Annotated in this window: 17 protein-coding genes; 9 read left to right on the forward strand and 8 right to left on the reverse strand. The window is 72.9% G+C overall.

Annotated elements, in window-relative coordinates:
* Positions 1–21 precede the first annotated feature (21 nt).
* The 4 genes from DMH12_RS02470 to DMH12_RS02485 form a co-directional block, all read right to left on the reverse strand.
* Complete coding sequence (locus tag DMH12_RS02470; RefSeq protein ID WP_125489861.1) at positions 22–996, reverse strand: acyl-ACP desaturase; 975 nt, start codon at positions 994–996, stop codon at positions 22–24.
* A gap of 206 nt (positions 997–1,202) precedes the next feature.
* Positions 1,203–1,979 carry a dimethylargininase gene (gene ddaH, locus DMH12_RS02475; RefSeq protein WP_125489862.1) on the reverse strand — a complete coding sequence of 259 codons (777 nt, stop codon included), beginning with the start codon at positions 1,977–1,979 and terminating at the stop codon, positions 1,203–1,205.
* A gap of 96 nt (positions 1,980–2,075) precedes the next feature.
* Positions 2,076–4,334 carry an excinuclease ABC subunit UvrA gene (locus DMH12_RS02480; protein ID WP_125489863.1) on the reverse strand — a complete coding sequence of 753 codons (2,259 nt, stop codon included), beginning with the start codon at positions 4,332–4,334 and terminating at the stop codon, positions 2,076–2,078.
* 10 nt (positions 4,335–4,344) lie between these two features.
* Positions 4,345–5,970, reverse strand: coding sequence for an ABC-F family ATP-binding cassette domain-containing protein (locus DMH12_RS02485; RefSeq protein WP_125489864.1), 1,626 nt, complete (start codon positions 5,968–5,970; stop codon positions 4,345–4,347).
* 326 nt (positions 5,971–6,296) lie between these two features.
* Here DMH12_RS02485 and DMH12_RS02490 point away from each other — a divergent pair, with 326 nt between their 5' ends.
* On the forward strand, positions 6,297–6,980 hold the full coding sequence (locus tag DMH12_RS02490) for a GPP34 family phosphoprotein (RefSeq protein ID WP_125489865.1): 684 nt from the start codon (positions 6,297–6,299) through the stop codon (positions 6,978–6,980).
* Between the two features lie 38 nt (positions 6,981–7,018).
* Here the strand turns inward: DMH12_RS02490 and DMH12_RS02495 are convergent, their stop codons facing one another.
* A complete protein-coding gene (locus tag DMH12_RS02495) occupies positions 7,019–7,435 on the reverse strand; it encodes an SsgA family sporulation/cell division regulator (RefSeq protein WP_125489866.1) in 417 nt (138 codons plus the stop codon).
* 234 nt (positions 7,436–7,669) lie between these two features.
* Here DMH12_RS02495 and DMH12_RS02500 point away from each other — a divergent pair, with 234 nt between their 5' ends.
* Both DMH12_RS02500 and DMH12_RS02505 read left to right on the forward strand, forming a co-directional pair.
* On the forward strand, positions 7,670–8,806 hold the full coding sequence (locus tag DMH12_RS02500) for a WD40/YVTN/BNR-like repeat-containing protein (protein WP_399186468.1): 1,137 nt from the start codon (positions 7,670–7,672) through the stop codon (positions 8,804–8,806).
* A gap of 72 nt (positions 8,807–8,878) precedes the next feature.
* Entirely contained in the window at positions 8,879–9,208 is a 330-nt protein-coding gene (locus DMH12_RS02505; RefSeq protein ID WP_125489867.1) for a plasmid stabilization protein, read from the forward strand.
* Between the two features lie 28 nt (positions 9,209–9,236).
* Here DMH12_RS02505 and DMH12_RS02510 read toward each other — a convergent pair whose 3' ends face one another.
* On the reverse strand, positions 9,237–9,533 hold the full coding sequence (locus DMH12_RS02510; protein ID WP_125489868.1) for a YciI family protein: 297 nt from the start codon (positions 9,531–9,533) through the stop codon (positions 9,237–9,239).
* Between the two features lie 41 nt (positions 9,534–9,574).
* Here DMH12_RS02510 and DMH12_RS02515 point away from each other — a divergent pair, with 41 nt between their 5' ends.
* Positions 9,575–10,276, forward strand: a complete 702-nt coding sequence (locus tag DMH12_RS02515) for an endonuclease V (protein WP_125489869.1) — start codon at positions 9,575–9,577, stop codon at positions 10,274–10,276.
* On the opposite strand, the gene DMH12_RS02520 is transcribed toward DMH12_RS02515, so the two are convergent.
* Positions 10,264–10,458, reverse strand: a complete 195-nt coding sequence (locus DMH12_RS02520; protein ID WP_125489870.1) for a hypothetical protein — start codon at positions 10,456–10,458, stop codon at positions 10,264–10,266. The genes DMH12_RS02515 and DMH12_RS02520 overlap by 13 nt on opposite strands.
* 179 nt (positions 10,459–10,637) lie before the next feature.
* Between DMH12_RS02520 and mmpA the strand changes: the two genes are divergently transcribed.
* On the forward strand, positions 10,638–10,790 hold the full coding sequence (mmpA, locus tag DMH12_RS38905) for a morphogenic membrane protein MmpA (RefSeq protein ID WP_185832108.1): 153 nt from the start codon (positions 10,638–10,640) through the stop codon (positions 10,788–10,790).
* A gap of 28 nt (positions 10,791–10,818) precedes the next feature.
* Here mmpA and DMH12_RS02525 read toward each other — a convergent pair whose 3' ends face one another.
* The gene (locus DMH12_RS02525; RefSeq protein WP_125489871.1) at positions 10,819–11,997 is read right to left on the reverse strand and encodes a trans-acting enoyl reductase family protein; all 1,179 of its coding nucleotides are present in this window, start codon (positions 11,995–11,997) and stop codon (positions 10,819–10,821) included.
* A gap of 112 nt (positions 11,998–12,109) precedes the next feature.
* On the opposite strand from DMH12_RS02525, the gene DMH12_RS02530 reads away from it, so the two are divergent.
* From DMH12_RS02530 to DMH12_RS02545, 4 genes are all read left to right on the forward strand, one after another.
* Positions 12,110–12,496 carry an MmcQ/YjbR family DNA-binding protein gene (locus DMH12_RS02530; protein WP_185832109.1) on the forward strand — a complete coding sequence of 129 codons (387 nt, stop codon included), beginning with the start codon at positions 12,110–12,112 and terminating at the stop codon, positions 12,494–12,496.
* Positions 12,497–12,592: 96 nt separating this feature from the next.
* Complete coding sequence (locus tag DMH12_RS02535) at positions 12,593–13,777, forward strand: CaiB/BaiF CoA-transferase family protein (protein ID WP_125489872.1); 1,185 nt, start codon at positions 12,593–12,595, stop codon at positions 13,775–13,777.
* Between the two features lie 11 nt (positions 13,778–13,788).
* The gene (locus tag DMH12_RS02540; RefSeq protein WP_125489873.1) at positions 13,789–15,003 is read left to right on the forward strand and encodes an acetyl-CoA C-acetyltransferase; all 1,215 of its coding nucleotides are present in this window, start codon (positions 13,789–13,791) and stop codon (positions 15,001–15,003) included.
* A gap of 43 nt (positions 15,004–15,046) precedes the next feature.
* Positions 15,047–17,263 carry a 3-hydroxyacyl-CoA dehydrogenase NAD-binding domain-containing protein gene (locus DMH12_RS02545; RefSeq protein ID WP_125489874.1) on the forward strand — a complete coding sequence of 739 codons (2,217 nt, stop codon included), beginning with the start codon at positions 15,047–15,049 and terminating at the stop codon, positions 17,261–17,263.
* The last annotated feature ends 4 nt before the right edge of the window (positions 17,264–17,267 follow it).

Raw genomic sequence — 17,267 nt, forward strand, 5'->3', positions numbered from 1 at the left:
GCCATCGACTCCGTCGGCCGGTCAGCCCGCCGCTCGGGCCGCCATCCGGGCCTTGCGCGCCGCCAGCTTCTCGTCGAACTTGGCTGCCTCGGCGTCGAGCCCGCCCATGTAGAGACCCAGTTCCTCCTGGGCCCGCACACCCTCCGGGCCGAGTCCGTCGATCTCCAGGACCTTCAGGAAGCGCAGCACGGGCTGGATCACGTCGTCGTGGTGGATGCGCAGGTTGTAGACCTCGCCGATCGCCATCTGCGCGGCGGCCCGCTCGAAGCCGGGCATGCCGTGACCGGGCATCCGGAAGTTGACGACCACGTCCCGCACGGCCTGCATGGTGAGGTCGGGCGCGATCTCGAAGGCGGCCTTGAGCAGGTTCCGGTAGAAGACCATGTGCAGGTTCTCGTCGGTCGCGATGCGGGCCAGCATGCGGTCGCAGACCGGGTCGCCGGACTGGTGGCCGGTGTTGCGGTGCGAGATGCGGGTGGCCAGCTCCTGGAAGGCGACGTAGGCCACCGAGTGCAGCATCGAGTGCCGGTTGTCCGACTCGAAGCCCTCGCTCATGTGGGCCATCCGGAACTGCTCCAGCTTGTCCGGGTCGACCGCGCGGGAGGTGAGCAGGTAGTCGCGCATGACGATGCCGTGCCGCCCCTCCTCGGCGGTCCAGCGGTGCACCCAGGTGCCCCAGGCGCCGTCACGGCCGAAGAGGCTGGCGATCTCGTGGTGGTAGCTGGGGAGGTTGTCCTCCGTCAGCAGGTTCACCACGAGCGCGATCCGGCCGATCTCGGTGACCTTCGACTGCTCCTTCTCCCAGGCTTCGCCGTCCTCGAAGATCCCCGGGAAGTTCCGTCCGTCGGTCCACGGCACGTACTCGTGCGGCATCCAGTCCTTGGCGACCTTCAGATGCCGGTTGAGTTCGGTCTCGACCACTTCCTCCAGCGCGTACAGCAGCCGGGCGTCGGTCCAGTCGGCGGAGGAGCCGAGGTGCGGGGAGACGATCGTCACGGAGAACTCCAGGGGACGTGCGACAGTGCGGAGCGACCGGCGAGCGGTGCCGGGAACCTACGGGATCGTAGGCTACGAAACCGTAGGTTACGAGGGCGTAGGTTAAACGCACTGTAAAGGCCGCTGATCAGCCACTGTCCCGCAGGGCCCGGAAAGGCACCGAGACACGCAGGTCCCGGGGCCGGACGGGTGACGTGCCGGCGAGTTCAGGCGTACAGCTCCCGTATCCGGACCGAGAGGCATGTCACACAGCCTTCGAGCTTCTCGAACTCGCCGATGTCGACGAGTACGGGTTCGTGGCCGAGGTCGGCCAGCAGCTCCGCCGTCTTCGGCGCGCTCGCCGCCATCAGCAGCCTGTCCCCGCCGAGCAGCACCACGTGCGCCCCCGACTCCTCCGGCACCGGCAGGAAGCGCGGGTAGAGCGACGGCACGTCGGTCTGCGGGATGTGCCCGATCACCGTGCCATCCGGCAGCGCGGTCACCGCCGACTTCAGGTGCAGCACTTTGCTCACCGGCACGGCGACGACCCGGGCGCCCAGCGGCTCGAACGCGGCCCGCACCTGCTGCACCCCGGCCGCGTTGGTGCGCCCGCCGCGCCCGACGTAGATCGTGTCGCCGACCTTCAGGACGTCGCCGCCGTCCAGGGTGCCGGGCTCCCAGACCCAGTTGACCGAGCAGCCGAGCCGGGCCACGGCCTCCTCGACGCCGGCCGTCTCCGCCCGCCGGGACTCCGCGCCGGGCCGCGTGATCAGGGCGACGTTGCGGTACATGACGACCGTGTCCTCGACGAACACCGAGTCGGGGCAGTCGTCGGCGGGGTCCACCTCCAGCGTCTCCCAGCCGTTGGCCCCCAGGGCCTCGACGTAGGCGTCCCACTGCTCGACCGCCAGGGCGTGGTCGACCGGCTCCCGCTCGACGTGGGTCACCAGGCCTTCGGCGAGCCTGGAGCTTGGGCGGCGGACGAGGGCCTTCTTGCTGGGCACGCGGGGCCTTCCGTATCGGCGCTGTCGGTTCCGGCGCCCGTGGTCCGGCGCCGGTTCGCCATCATGCAGCGGGGACGCGTGCGGACGGAACCCCCGTCAGCCGCTCGTAGCCCTCCTGAGATGCTCCGCCGTGCTGGAGCCGCGGGCGGCGAGCAGGTCCCGCGGGGTGCCCTCGAAGAGCACCCGGCCACCGTCCCGGCCGCCGCCGGGGCCGAGGTCCACGACCCAGTCGGCGTGCGCGACCACGTCCAGGTTGTGCTCCACGACCACCACCGTGTTGCCGGTGTCGACCAGCCGGTCCAGCAGCGCGAGCAGCCCCTGGACGTCCGACATGTGCAGTCCGGTGGTCGGCTCGTCCAGGACGTAGACCGCGCCGGTGCGGTGCAGGCGGGTGGCCAGCTTGATGCGCTGCCGCTCGCCGCCGGAGAGCGTGGACAGCGGCTGTCCGAGGGTGAGGTAGGTGAGACCGACGTCGTGCAGGGCGCGCAGCCGCCGCCGCAGGCCCGGGTCGGCGAAGAAGTCCAGCGCCTGGCCCGCGGTCATCGCCAGCACGTCGGCGACCGACCTCCCGTCGACCGTCAGCCGCAGCACCTCCTCCCGGAAGCGCCGCCCCTCGCAGTCGTGGCAGGCGGTCGTCACCGGGTCCATGAACGCGAGGTCGGTGTGGATGACCCCGCGGCCCTCGCAGGTGCCGCACGCGCCCGCCGAGTTGAAGCTGAAGAAGCCCGGCTCGGTGCCCGTCTCCCGCGCGAAGAGCTTCCGTACCGTGTCCATGATCCCGAGGTAGGTCGCCGGGGTGGACCGCGCGGAGACGCCGATGGCCGACTGGTCGACGGCCACGGCGTCCGGGTGGGCGGCGGTCAGCTCCGCGACCAGCGTGCTCTTGCCCGAACCGGCCACCCCGGTGACCGCGGTGAGCACCCCGGTCGGGAAGGCCACCGTCACGTCCCGCAGGTTGTGCCGCCCGGCGCCCTTCACCCACAGCCGCCCGTCCGCCTCCCGCGGCTCCGCCTTCACCGCCGTACGGCGGCCCAGGCACCGCCCGGTGAGCGTGTCCGACGCGGCCAGCGCGTCCGGCGTGCCCTCGAACACCACCCGGCCGCCGTCGGCGCCGGCCCCCGGCCCCATGTCGACCACGTGGTCCGCCAGCGCGATGACGTCCGGGTCGTGCTCGACGACCAGCACGGTGTTGCCCTTGTCGCGCAGCCGCAGCAGCAGGTCGCCCAGGCGTCCGACGTCGCGCGGGTGCAGTCCGACGCTGGGCTCGTCGAAGATGTACGTCATCCCGGTCAGGCTGGAGCCGAGGTGCCGCACGGTCTTCAGCCGCTGCCCCTCGCCGCCGGACAGCGTGGAGGTCTCCCGGCCGAGGCTGAGATAGCCGAGGCCGATCGCCTCGACCCGCTCCAGCGCCGCGACGGCGGCACCGGCGACCGGCAGTGCCACGGGGTCGTCGATCCGCTTCAGTACGGCGATCAGGTCGGTGACCTGCATGGCGGAGCAGTCGGCGATGGAGTGCCCGTCGATCCGGGCCTCCAGCGCCGCCGCGTTCAGCCGGGCCCCGCCGCACTCGGGGCAGACGCCCTCCACCAGGAACCCCCGTACGAGGTCCCTGGTCTTCTCGCTCATGCCCGACAGGTCCCGCTTGAGGTAAAGCCGCTCGAAGCGGTCGGCGAGCCCCTCGTACTCGGTGGTCCAGGTGCCGCCCGAACCGTTGACGGTGACCTCGCTGCCGGGCCGCCCCCGCATCAGGAAGGCCCGCTCGGCGTCCGTGAAGTCGCCGACCGGGCGGTCCGGGTCCAGCTCGTCGGAGTTGGTGTACGCCTGCCCCTGCCAGGTCCCGGCCGCGAACGGCGGGAAGCGGACCGCCCCGCCGGCCAGCGACCTGGCGGGGTCCAGGATCCGGTCCCAGTCGGGCCGCACCGTGCGGCCCAGGCCGTCGCAGCCGGGGCACATGCCCGACGGGTCGTTGAACGAGTACGCCGTCGCCCCGCCGGCGCTGGGGGTGCCGTGCCGGGAGAACAGCACCCGCAGCACCGAGTGGATGTCGGTCATCGTGCCGACCGTGGACCGCGAGTGGCCGCCCACCGGCCGCTGGTCGACGACGATCGCGGGGGAGAGGTCCTCCAGGGCGTCCGCGTGCGGCCGCTCGTACTTGGGCAGCCGGTTGCGCACGAACCAGGTGAACGTCTCGTTCAGCTGGCGCCGCGACTCGACCGCGATGGTGTCGAAGACGACCGACGACTTCCCCGACCCCGAAACGCCGGTGAACACGGTCAGCCGGCCCTTCGGGATGCGGAGGGTGACGTCCTGGAGGTTGTTCTCCCTGGCTCCGGTGATGGTGATGAACTCGCTCATGCGAGGGACGCTAGGCGGGATACCCGACAGCTTCTGGCTGGATTTCCCGCAGTTCTCCCTCCTCGAACAGCAGCCAGCGGGTGATGCCCAGCGACTCCAGGAACGGCATGTCGTGGCTGGCCACGATCAGCGCCCCCTCGTAGGACTCCAGGGCGGTGGTGAGCTGGCGCACGCTCGCCATGTCCAGGTTGTTCGTCGGCTCGTCCAGCATCAAGAGCTGCGGCGCGGGCTCGGCCAGCATCAGCGCGGCCAGCGCCGCCCGGAAGCGTTCACCGCCGGAGAGCGTCGCCGCCTTCTGGTCGGCGCGGGCGCCCCGGAACAGGAAGCGGGCCAGTCGCGCCCGGATGCGGTTGTTGGTGGCCCCCGGTGCGAACCGGGCCACGTTCTCGGCGACGGTCAGCTCCCCGTCGAGCACGTCGAGGCGCTGGGGCAGGAACCGCAGCGGTACGTGCGCCGTCGCCTCGCCCGCGACCGGCGCCAGTTCCCCGGCGACCGTCCGCAGCAGCGTGGTCTTGCCCGCGCCGTTGCGCCCGATCAGCGCGATCCGCTCGGGGCCGTGCAGATCGAAGCCGCCCTCCACCCGCGCGCCGTACCGGAGTTCCAGGTCGCGCAGGGTGAGCACGGACCGGCCCGGCGGTACGGCCGTGTACGGCAGGTCGACGCGGATCTCGTCGTCGTCCCGCACGGCCTCCACGGCGTCGTCGAGGCGCTCCCTGGCCTCGGCGAGCTTCTCCTCGTGCATGATGCGGTGCTTGCCCGCGGACTCCTGCGCCGCGCGCTTGCGCGCCCCCATGACGATCTTCGGTTCGCGCTTCTGGTCCCACATCTTCTGGCCGTACCGCTTGCGGCGGGCCAGTTTGACCTGGGCGTCGGCCAGTTCCCTCTTCTGCTTGCGCAGATCGGACTCGGCGACCCGCACCATGCGCTCGGCCGCGTCCTGCTCCACGGCCAGCGCCTCCTCGTACGCCGAGAGGTTCCCGCCGTACCAGGTGATGCCGCCGGAGCGCAGGTCGGCGATCTGGTCGACCAGTTCCAGCAGTTCCCGGTCGTGGCTGACCACGACCAGCACGCCCGGCCAGGAGGTGACGGCCGCGTACAGGCGCCTGCGGGCGTACAGGTCGAGGTTGTTGGTGGGCTCGTCCAGGAGCAGGACGTCGGGCCGGCGCAGCAGCAGCGCGGCCAGCCGCAGCAGTACCGACTCGCCGCCCGAGACCTCGCCGACGGTGCGGTCGAGCCCCACGTGGCCCAGCCCGAGTTCGCCGAGGGTGGCGAGGGCGCGCTCCTCGACGTCCCAGTCGTCGCCGACCGTCTCGAAGTGCTCCTCGGCCACGTCACCGGCCTCGATGGCGTGCAGCGCGGCCCGGCGCGCGGCGATGCCGAGCGCCTCGTCGACCCGCAGCGCGGTGTCGAGGGTGACGTTCTGCGGCAGGTGGCCGACCTCGCCGGTGACGCGGACGAGGCCGTCGGCGGGCGTGAGCTGCCCGGCGATCAGCTTCAACAGGGTGGACTTGCCCGCCCCGTTGACGCCGACGAGCCCGGTCCTGCCGGGGCCGAAGGCGGTGTCGAGTCCCTCGAAGACGGGCGTGCCGTCGGGCCAGGCGAAGGACAGGGACGTACAAGTGATGGATGTAGACATACGGGTCTCCGCGGTTGCTTGAAGCCGTCAGGGGCAAACGCGTATCGAGACACCGGGAGGGCGGCGACCGCCGTCGGACGAGAGAAGGAGGAGCCCCGGGGGAGTGCCGGGCATGAAAAAAGCCCTGCTCCGCGAAGGGACGGCTCGAACGCCGAGGTCGCACGCTGCGTACACACACGTGAGGTGTATCGCGGTGTCTCAGGACCTCAGACGAGCAACGTCCTTCTCCAATCGGCGGCAACAGAAGCGATATACACCGTACGAGGGACCGGATGCGCTGTCAACGCATTTCCGCGGACCCGCTCCCACGGCCCCGAGGAGGCCCCGTGCCCAACGGCCCGCTCTCACTGCCCGCCCGGCTCTGCCTGCTGGCCTGGGACCCCACGAGGTCCGGGGCCGCGGACACCGCCCGGGTCCACCACCTGGTGCGCGCCGGCGCGCTCACCGAACTGGCCCGGCGCGGCCTGCTCACGGACGACGACGGCATCGCCACCCCCGTCGACCTGGACTCCCGCACCGGGGACGCCGTCCTCGACGGGCTGCTCGAGCTGGTCCGCGAGTCCTTGCCGCACCGGTGGCGGACGTGGGTCGCGCTGCACGCGCGCGTCACCTTCGACGCCGTCCGGGAGCAACTGGTGGCCGAGGGCTACCTGCGGGCCGAGAAGAAGCGGGTGCTCGGAGTGTTCCCGTCCGTGGAGCACGTCCTGGCGCGCCCGGCCGTGGCGAAGGCGCTCCGCGAGGAGACGCGGGAGGTCCTGGCGGGCAGGATCCCGGCCGGGGAGGTGTCCGAGCGCGACGCGGCCGCGGCCGTGCTCGTCGCCGCCGCGGCACCCGGCCTCCCGGCAGGCGTCGGACACCGCGCGGCCGGCGGTGGGTGCGGCGAGGAGCGCATCGCCGAACTGACCGAGCGGGGCGGGACGGCGGCACCCGGGCTGCGGAAGATCGTGGAAGAGGTCTGGGGCGCGTTGAGCGCGGAGAGCGCCCGGGCCGTGGCGTCGTCGGGGCGCTGAGGGCGGGGCGCGGAGGCGCGCCGGGGGGCGACGGCCGGTCAGCGGCTGCCGCGCAGCAGCTCCGCCAGGTCGTGCTCCAGGTCCAGGTGGAGATGCTCCATGCCGACGGGCACCAGCTCGCCCGTGGCCGCCAGGAACCGGCGCAGCTCGCCGGAACGCACGTGGATCACGGCGGTGCCCTCGGGCGCGTGGAACTCCAGGACGGTCCGGTCGTACCCGTACGGGCGCACCCGCACGTCGCCGTGGCCGTCCGGCTCCCGCATCCCCGCGATCAGCAGCTCGCGGGAGAAGGTCCAGCAGACCTCCACGCCCTCCAGGGTGGCCGGAGCCGGGAAGGTCATGCGGACGGCGAAGGGGTCGCCGCGGTCGTAGTGCAGGGTGGCGGGAATGCTCGGCATGCGCGGTGCGGCGGCGACGAGACGCGCCTCGACCGGCTGCTCGATGACGGTGGACAACGCCTTGCTCCCTCGTGACGGCTGGACGGGCTCTCGGGGTGGTGCGGGCCGGGCACTTGAAGAGACGTTGGAAACAGCCGATCCGTGCACACGAGCATCGAGTGACCTCTGTCACCGCGTTCATGCCCCGGCGTGACACGGCTCTCCTCGCCCGCCCCGTACGGCACTTGCGCCACGCGCGTGCCGGGCAGGTCCTCTGGACGGCTCACCCCCGGTGGGCTAGCTTCGCCCGCCATGAGGCGCTTGGGAACCACGCGACGCACGGTACGGCCGATTCGAACCGCTCGCGGACGCCCGGGGCGCGGGGCGCTCGCGGTGGCGGTCTGCGCGGCGGCGCTGGCCGCGCTGACGACCGTACCGGCGCAGGCCGGTCAGCCGTCGCACGGGGAGCGGACCCGGCCGCACTGGGAACTCAAGGACACCGGGGCGCCCGACGCCCGGTTCCGTGGGCTCGCCGCCGTCAGCCGGCACACCGCGTGGCTGGCCGGCTCCGGGGGCACCGTCCTGCGCACCACCGACGGGGGTGACACCTGGCGGGACGTCTCCCCGCCGGGCGCCGGCGACCTGGAGTTCCGGGACGTCGAGGCCTTCGACGCCCGCCGGGCCGTGGTCCTCGCCATCGGCGAGGGCGAGGCGTCCCGGGTCTACCGCACCGCCGACGGCGGAGCCACCTGGACGGAGTCCTTCCGCAACACCGACGCGCAGGCCTTCTACGACTGCCTCACCTTCTTCGACTCCCGGCACGGACTCGCCATGAGCGACCCGGTGGACGGGAGGTTCCGCATCCTGTCCACCCGCGACGGAGGCCGCTCCTGGAAGGTGCTCCCGGACCGGGGCATGCCGGCCGCGCAGGACGGCGAGGCCGGGTTCGCGGCCAGTGGCCAGTGCCTGGTCTCCGCCGGCCCGCGGGACGTGTGGCTGGCCACCGGCGGGGCCGCACGCGCGCGTGTGCTGCACTCCGCCGACCGGGGACTGACCTGGACGGCCACCGACGCGCCGATCCCGGCGGGCGACCCGGCGCGGGGCGTCTTCGCCCTCGCCTTCCGCGACCGGGCCCACGGCCTCGCGGTCGGCGGCGACTACCGCCCCGACCAGAGTCCGCCGCGGGCGGCGGCACGGACCGCGGACGCCGGCCGCACCTGGCGGCCCGCCGACGGACCGCCGCCGGCCTACCGTTCCGGCGTCGCCTGGCTCCCGCACAGCCGCACCGCCGCCCTCGCGGTCGGCCCCACCGGCACCGACCTCACCACGGACGCCGGCCGGACCTGGCGCACCGTCGACTCCGGCTCCTACGACACCGTGGACTGCACGCCCGACCTGGGCTGTTGGGCCGCGGGCGAGCAGGGCAGGGCCGCCCGCCTGGAGTGGTGACGCCGGACGGGGAGGGGTGCCGGTCCGCGATGCGGGTACCCGCTCGCCGAACGTGAGAGGAAGTGAGCGGACATGCCGCGCGGTTCCAGCACCAAACGCGAACGTCAGTACGAGCACATCAAGGACAGCGCCGAGGACCGCGGCGAGAGCACCGGCCGCGCCAAGGAGATCGCGGCCCGGACGGTCAACAAGGAGCGCGCCCGGTCGGGCGAGTCGAAGACCGCCAGCCGCACGTCCACCCGCGACATGTCGCCGGGCGAGCGGGGCGGCCGGCGGTCCGGTCGGGGCGAGGGACCGCAGGGGCCCACGTACGACCAGCTCTACGAAGAGGCCAAGCGCCGCAACGTGCACGGCCGTTCGAGCATGAACAAGAGCGATCTGCGACGCGCCCTCGGCAAGTGAGCCGTACCGCCCTCCAGGTCCTTTCGGCCTAGGCGAGCGTCTCCCGGTACGGCTCCAGCGCCGGGGCCGTCTTCGTGGCGACGAACTCCGTGACGCGGTACGCGCACACGCCGGCCCGGACGAAGGGGTCGCCCGCGGTGATCTCCTCGACCCGCGCACGGTCCTCCGCGACGGCGATGATCACCCCGCCGTCGCGTGGCTCCTTGCGCCCGGACGCCAGGAACACACCCTGCCCGTACAGCTCGTCCAGCCAGGCCACGTGGTCCGGCAGGACGGCGTCGACGGCTTCGAGCGGGGCGGTGTAGGACAGCTCCAGTACGAACATGATCGCGAGCCTACTGCGGGCTCGCCTAGGCTGGCCCCACCATGACGCCCGTGACCGCACAGATCCCCGCCGACTGGCCCGCGACCGAGGAGCGGGCGCGCGCCGTCCAGGACGCGCTGCGCGCGCGGGTCGTCCTCGACGAAACCGGCCCGCCGCCCGGTACGGGCACGGTGACCGGCGTCGACGTGGCCTACGACGACGAACGGGACGTGGTCGCGGCGGCGGCCGTCGTGCTGGACGCCGCGACCCTCGCCGTCGTCGCCGAGGCCACCGCCGTCGGGCGGATCTCCTTCCCCTACGTCCCGGGCCTGCTCGCCTTCCGGGAGATCCCCACCGTCCGCGCCGCGCTGGACGCCCTGCCGTGCCCGCCCGGCCTGGTCGTCTGCGACGGGTACGGCCTGGCCCACCCGCGCCGCTTCGGTCTCGCCGGCCACTTGGGCGTGCTCACTGGCCTGCCCACCATCGGCGTGGCCAAGAACCCCTTCACCTTCACGTACGACGAGCCGGCCGCCCCGCGCGGCAGTACGTCCCCGCTGCTCGCCGGCGCCGAGGAGGTCGGACGCGCGGTGCGCACGCGCGACGGCGTGAAGCCGGTCTTCGTCTCCGTCGGTCACCGGATGGGCCTCGACAACGCCTGCGCGCACACGCTGGCCCTGGCGCCCGCCTTCCGTCTGCCGGAGACCACTCGCAGGGCCGACGCCCTGTGCCGCGCGGCGCTGCGGGCCGCCGCCTACCCGGCCTGACCCTCGACGCTCCAGCGGCCCACCTCCCGGTACGCCGAGTCGTGGACCGCCGAACCGTCGCCGGGCCGCAGCGCGTAGTGGTGCAGGTTGCCGCCCCAGTAGCGCAGGATGCGCTGCAGCTCGCCGGTGGGGTCCTCGGCGACCGCGCCCTCGTCCATGGTGACTTCGAGAAGGAACTTCATACCCTCAAGGGTTTCATTGAACTTCCCATGGAGACTTCGGCCGCGTCGCACCGGTCGTGCCGGTCGAGACGGGTGCGAAAGTCTCAAAGCGCGGGCAGGGCAGCTGCGCGGGACCACCCAGACCGCCTGAGTATCCGTACGGATGTGCCGTCACCCGCCGCCCCGGCAGGCTGGACCGCATGACGACACGCCGGACACCCGAGTACTCCGCCCGCCCCGGCCGCCCCGTCGGCCGGACCGCCCTCGCGGGGCTGGCGCTGGCGCTGGCGGTGGTGGCGGGGCTGGCCTGGGTCGGCGGAATGATCTACACGATCGCCGGCTGGACGGGATGATCCCCGCCCCGGCCGAACGAGGGGTCCCTCAGCGGGTCGCGGCCACCCGGAAGCGGATGCCCGCCGCCACCAGCCGCTCGGTCAGCGCGTCGCCCATCGCGACGGCCGTGGTGACCTGGCCGGACGTCGGCGGCAGTGGGTCGAGGGCGAGGCAGAGCGCCGCCTCGGCGAACATCTTCGCCGTCTCGTCGTAACCCGGGTCGCCGCCCGCGACCTCCGTGAACACCTTGCGCCCACCCCCCTCGCCGACGAAGCGGACCGAGAACCAGCTCCTGGCGCGCTTCTCGGCGCTCGGGCCCTCACCGGGCTTGAGCCGCTCCGACAGCCAGCGCCGCGCGGGCGGGACCTGAGCCGCCGCCAGCAGCGCGCCCACGGCCGCCACTCCGCCCACCGCCACCGGCAGACGCCGGACGGCCGCGTAGTGGCGGTAGCGGAAGTCGGGGCCGTAGCGGTCCAGGGCCTTAGCGGAGCGCCGGACGACCTGCGCGTCGATGGTCGGCAGCGGCAGCGCCCAGGCCCCCACCTCACCCGCGAAGCGCGGCGCGCCCGTCGGCGTGACGGCGCGGCGGCCCACCAGGCGCGGTTCGTGCCGCCGGCGTTCCACGGCCGCGGCCCGCAGCTGCCGCCCGCGCGCGAACTGGCCGAGCGCCGAGGCGAAGGTGCCGCCGGAGAAGGTCGCGTCGACGCTCACGAAGCCGTCCACGGTGAGCGGCACGCCCTCCGGCAGCTGCCGCACGGTGAAGTACACGCCCAGGTCGTGCGGGATCGAGTCGAAACCGCAGGCGTGCACCAGACGGGCGCCGGTCTCCCGCGCGCGGGCGTCGTGGCGCACGTAGGTCTGGTCCACGAACTCCGGCTCGCCGGTGAGGTCGAGGTAGTCCGTGCCGCTGTCCGCGCAGGCGGCGGCCAGGGCGTCGCCGTACTGGACGTAGGGGCCGACCGTCGTGGCCACCACGCGCGCCTGTCCGGCGAGTTCGCGCAGCGAGTCCGGATCGCACACGTCCGCCCGCAGCACGCCGGCGTCCGGCGCGCCCGGCAGCCGGTCGCGCAGCCGGCGCAGCTTCTCCTCGCCGCGGCCGGCGATCGCCCAGCGCAGCCCCTCGGGGGCGTGCGCGGCGAGATACCGCGCGGTCAGTTCTCCGACGAACCCCGTCGCTCCGAAGAGCACGATGTCGTACGGCCGGTCGGCCCTTTTCAGCCTGCTCATGACATCCCTTCGTCACCCGTCGGCAATCCCCGGGTCCGCAGCACGCGCCGTTGCCGGTGGCCGAGGCTAGCGTGAGGAGGGTGGAGTCCGTCGACGACCCCGGAGGCATCGCGTGGCCGTGCCCAGGAGTGCCCTGAAAAAATGGGAGAAAGTCCGTGAGTTCGCCCTCGGCATGCCGGACGCCGTGGAGGAGTTCCCGTGGGGCGAGTCCGTCGCGAAGGTCAACAAGAAGGTGTTCGTCTTCCTGGGTGTGACCGACGGCAGCCGCCCCCTGGGCATCACCCTCAAGCTCACGGGCGAGGAGGCGCACGCCCATGCCCTGTCGTGTCCCGGCGCCGAACCCGCGGGGTACGGCCTGGGCAGGTCGGGCTGGGTGAGCGTCCCGCTGGAGGATCGGGGTGCCCCCGACGCCGGGCTGCTCCGCGACTGGGTGGAGGAGAGCTACCGCACCGTGGCTCCCCGTCGGCTGGCGGTGCGGCTGGACGCCCGCGGCGCATAATGGGCTAAGCGCTTGCTCGTACGGGTCTTGTGCCCAGTGGAACACGTTCTTAGCATCACTGGTGTTACATCGGTTGTGTCACAGAGCGGGGATGCGATGCCGAAAGCCAGGACACCGGCCCGGACCACGGGTGAGGGCCCGCTCTCCGGTGTGCGTGTGGTCGAACTGGCCGGCATCGGCCCGGGGCCCTTCGCGGCCATGCTCCTCGCCGACCTCGGCGCCGACGTCGTACGCGTCGACCGCCCCGGCGGCCCGGGACTGGGCGTCGACCCGGCCCACGACGTCACCAACCGCAACAAGCGTTCCGTGCTCGTCGACCTCAAGGCGCCGGACGGCCCCGAGCGCGTCCTCGCCCTCGCCGAACGCGCCGACGTCCTGATCGAGGGCTACCGCCCGGGCGTCGCCGAACGGCTCGGCGTGGGCCCCGAGCCCTGCCACGCCCGCAACCCGCGCCTCGTGTACGGCAGGATGACCGGCTGGGGCCAGGAGGGCCCGCTCGCCGAACGCGCCGGTCACGACATCGGGTACATCGCGCTCACCGGCACCCTCGGCATGATCGGCGACCCCGGCCGCCCGCCCGCCGTCCCCGCCAACCTCCTCGGCGACTACGCGGGCGGCTCCCTCTACCTGGTCGTCGGAGTCCTCGCCGCCCTGCACCACGCGCGCGCGACGGGTACCGGCCAGGTCGTGGACGCCGCGATCGTGGACGGCACCGCACACCTCTCCTCGATGATCCACGGCATGCTCGCCGCCGGCGCCTGGCAGGACCGGCGCGGCGCCAACCTCCTCGACGGCGGCTGCCCCTTCTACGGCACCTACGAGACCGCCGACGGCCGGTACATGGCGGTCGGCGCCCTGGAGCAGCGCTTCTACACCGAGTTCATGGAGCTGCTCGGCATCCCCGGCCTGGCGCCCGCCCGCGACGACCCGGCCCGCTGGCCCGAGCTGCGCGCGGCCGTCGCCGACCGGTTCGCGTCCCGCACCCGCGACGAGTGGACGTCCGTGTTCGCCGGCTCCGACGCCTGCGTGGCCCCCGTCCTCACGCTGCGCGAGGCACCGCACCACCCCCACCTCGCCGCCCGCTCCACCTTCACCGACCACGACGGCCTCACCCAGCCGGCCCCCGCACCCCGCTTCTCCGCGACTCCCACCGCCGTCCGCACCGGGCCCGTGCTGCCCGGCGCCGACACCGACGCCGTGGCCCGCGACTGGGACCTGCCCCGCGAGGGCGGACCGACTCGTGTCCCTCACCCGAACAGCCCTGTGAAGAACCCTCAGTGAAAGGCCTGCCAGTGACCACCGAAGCGTACGTGTACGACGCGATCCGCACCCCGCGCGGACGCGGCAAGGCGAGCGGCGCCCTGCACGGCACGAAGCCCGTCGACCTGGTCGTCGGCCTCATCCACGAGATCCGCGCCCGCTTCCCGGACCTGGACCCCGCCGCGGTCGACGACGTCGTCCTCGGCGTCGTCGGTCCCGTCGGTGACCAGGGCTCCGACATCGCCCGCATCGCCGCCATCGCCGCGGGACTGCCGGACACCGTGGCCGGCGTCCAGGAGAACCGCTTCTGCGCCTCGGGCCTGGAGGCCGTCAACCTGGCCGCCGCCAAGGTGCGTTCCGGCTGGGAGGACCTGGTCCTCGCGGGCGGCGTCGAGTCCATGTCCCGGGTGCCGATGGCCTCGGACGGCGGCGCCTGGTTCAACGACCCGATGACCAACCTCGCCACCAACTTCGTGCCGCAGGGCATCGGCGCCGACCTGATCGCCACCATCGAGGGCTTCTCCCGCCGCGACGTGGACGAGTACGCGGCCCTCTCCCAGGAGCGCGCGGCCGCCGCCTGGAAGGACGGCCGCTTCGAGCGCTCCGTCGTCCCCGTGCGCGACCGCGCCGGCCTCACCGTTCTCGACCACGACGAGCACCTGCGCCCCGGCACCACCGCCGACTCCCTCGCGGGCCTCAAGCCGTCCTTCGCCGACATCGGCGAACTCGGCGGTTTCGACGCCGTCGCGCTGCAGAAGTACCACTGGGTCGAGAAGATCGACCACGTCCACCACGCGGGCAACTCCTCCGGCATCGTGGACGGCGCCTCCCTGGTCGCCATCGGCTCCCGGGAGGTCGGCGACCGCTACGGCCTCCGCCCGCGCGCCCGGATCGTCTCGGCCGCCGTGTCCGGCTCCGAGCCCACCATCATGCTCACCGGCCCCGCCCCGGCCACCCGCAAGGCGCTCGCCAAGGCCGGGCTCACCATCGACGACATCGACCTGGTCGAGATCAACGAGGCGTTCGCCGCGGTCGTCCTGCGCTTCGTCAAGGACATGGGCCTCTCCCTCGACAAGGTCAACGTCAACGGCGGCGCCATCGCGCTCGGCCACCCCCTCGGCGCCACCGGCGCGATGATCCTCGGCACGCTCGTGGACGAACTGGAGCGCCAGGACAAGCGGTACGGCCTCGCCACCCTGTGCGTGGGCGGCGGCATGGGCATCGCCACCGTCGTCGAGCGCGTCTGACCCCCTCCCGACGGATACGACGGATCACCTGGAGCACACCCTCATGAGCACCGAGCCCACCACCATCCGCTGGGAACAGGACGACACCGGCGTCGTCACCCTCGTCCTCGACGACCCCGGCCAGTCCGCCAACACCATGAACCAGGCGTTCCGCCGCTCCCTCGCGGCGGTCACCGACCGCCTGGAGGCCGAGAAGGACTCGATCCGCGGCGTCATCGTCACCTCGGCCAAGAAGACCTTCTTCGCCGGCGGCGACCTGCGCGACCTGATCCGCGTCACCCCGGAGACGGCCCAGGACCTCTTCGACGGCGGCATGGCCATCAAGCGCGACCTGCGCCGCATCGAGACCCTCGGCAAGCCCGTCGTCGCCGCCATGAACGGCGCGGCCCTCGGCGGCGGTTACGAGATCGCCCTCGCCTGCCACCACCGCGTCGCCCTGGACGCCCCCGGCTCCAAGATCGGCTGCCCCGAGGTCACCCTCGGCCTGCTCCCCGGCGGCGGCGGAGTCGTGCGCACCGTCCGCATGCTCGGCATCACCGACGCGCTGCTCAAGGTGCTCCTCCAGGGCACCCAGTACAACCCGCGCCGCGCCCGGGAGAACGGCCTGGTCGACGAGGTCGCCGACAGCCGCGACGACATGCTCGCCAAGGCCCGCGCCTTCATCGACGCCAACCCGGAGTCCGCGCAGCCCTGGGACAGGCCCGGCTACCGCATCCCCGGCGGCACCCCCTCGCACCCGAAGTTCGCGGCCAACCTGCCCGCCTTCCCCGCCAACCTGCGCAAGCAGACGGCCGGTGCCCCCTACCCGGCGCCGCGCAACATCATGGCCGCCGCCGTCGAGGGCTCCCAGGTCGACTTCGAGACCGCCCAGGTCATCGAGGCCCGCTACTTCGTCGAGCTGGCCGCCGGGCAGACCTCGAAGAACATGATCCAGGCGTTCTTCTTCGACCTCCAGGCCGTCAACTCCGGCGCCAACCGCCCCCGGGGCATCGAGCCCCGGAAGGTCACCAAGGTGGCCGTCCTCGGGGCCGGCATGATGGGCGCCGGCATCGCCTACTCGTGCGCACGCGCGGGCATCGACGTCGTCCTCAAGGACGTCGCGCTGGAGGCCGCCGTCAAGGGCAAGGGCTACTCCGAGAAGCTGTGCGCCAAGGCCGTCGCCAAGGGGCGCACCACCCAGGAGAAGGCCGACGCGCTCCTCGCCCGCATCACGCCGACCGCCGAGGCCGCCGACCTCGCCGGGTGCGACGCGGTCATCGAGGCCGTCTTCGAGGACACCTCGCTCAAGCACAAGGTGTTCCAGGAGATCGAGAGCGTCGTCGCCCCCGACGCCCTGCTCTGCTCCAACACCTCCACGCTGCCCATCACCGCGCTGGCCGAGGGCGTCGAGCGCCAGGTGGACTTCATCGGGCTGCACTTCTTCTCGCCGGTCGACAAGATGCCGCTCGTCGAGATCATCAAGGGCGAGCGGACCGGCGACGAGGCACTCGCGCGCGCCTTCGACCTGGTCCGGCAGATCAACAAGACGCCGATCGTCGTCAACGACTCGCGCGGCTTCTTCACCTCCCGGGTCATCGGCCACTTCATCAACGAGGGCGTCGCGATGGTCGGCGAGGGCGTCGAGCCCGCCTCCGTCGAGCAGGCGGCGGCCCAGGCGGGCTACCCCGCCAAGGTGCTCTCCCTGATGGACGAGCTGACGCTCACCCTCCCGCGGAAGATCCGCAAGGAGACCAGGCGGGCCGTGGAGGAGGCCGGCGGCACCTGGACCCCGCACCCCGCCGAGGCCGTCATCGACCGCATGGTCGACGAGTTCGAGCGCCCCGGCCGCAGCGGCGGCGCCGGGTTCTACGAGTACGGCGAGGACGGGAAGCGCGCGGGCCTGTGGCCGGGCCTGCGGGAGCATTTCGGGGGTTCCGGGGGTCGCCCCCCGGGCAAGCACAGCACCAAGCCCGGGTACGAGATCCCGTTCCGGGACATGCAGGAGCGCATGCTCTTCGCGGAGGCCCTCGACACCGTCCGGCTGCTGGAGGAGGGCGTCCTGACCTCGGTCGCCGACGCCAACATCGGCTCGATCCTCGGCATCGGCTTCCCCGGCTGGACCGGCGGCGTCCTGCAGTACGTCAACGGTTACGAGGGCGGTCTGCCCGGCTTCGTGGCACGCGCCCGTGAGCTGGCCGACCGCTACGGCGAGCGCTTCACGCCGCCCGCGCTGCTGGTGGAGAAGGCGGACAAGGGGGAGGTCTTCACCGACGGCCGCTGAGGAG

It is taken from the genome of Streptomyces sp. WAC 04229 (assembly GCF_003947455.1).
Taxonomy (GTDB): Bacteria; Actinomycetota; Actinomycetes; order Streptomycetales; family Streptomycetaceae; genus Streptomyces.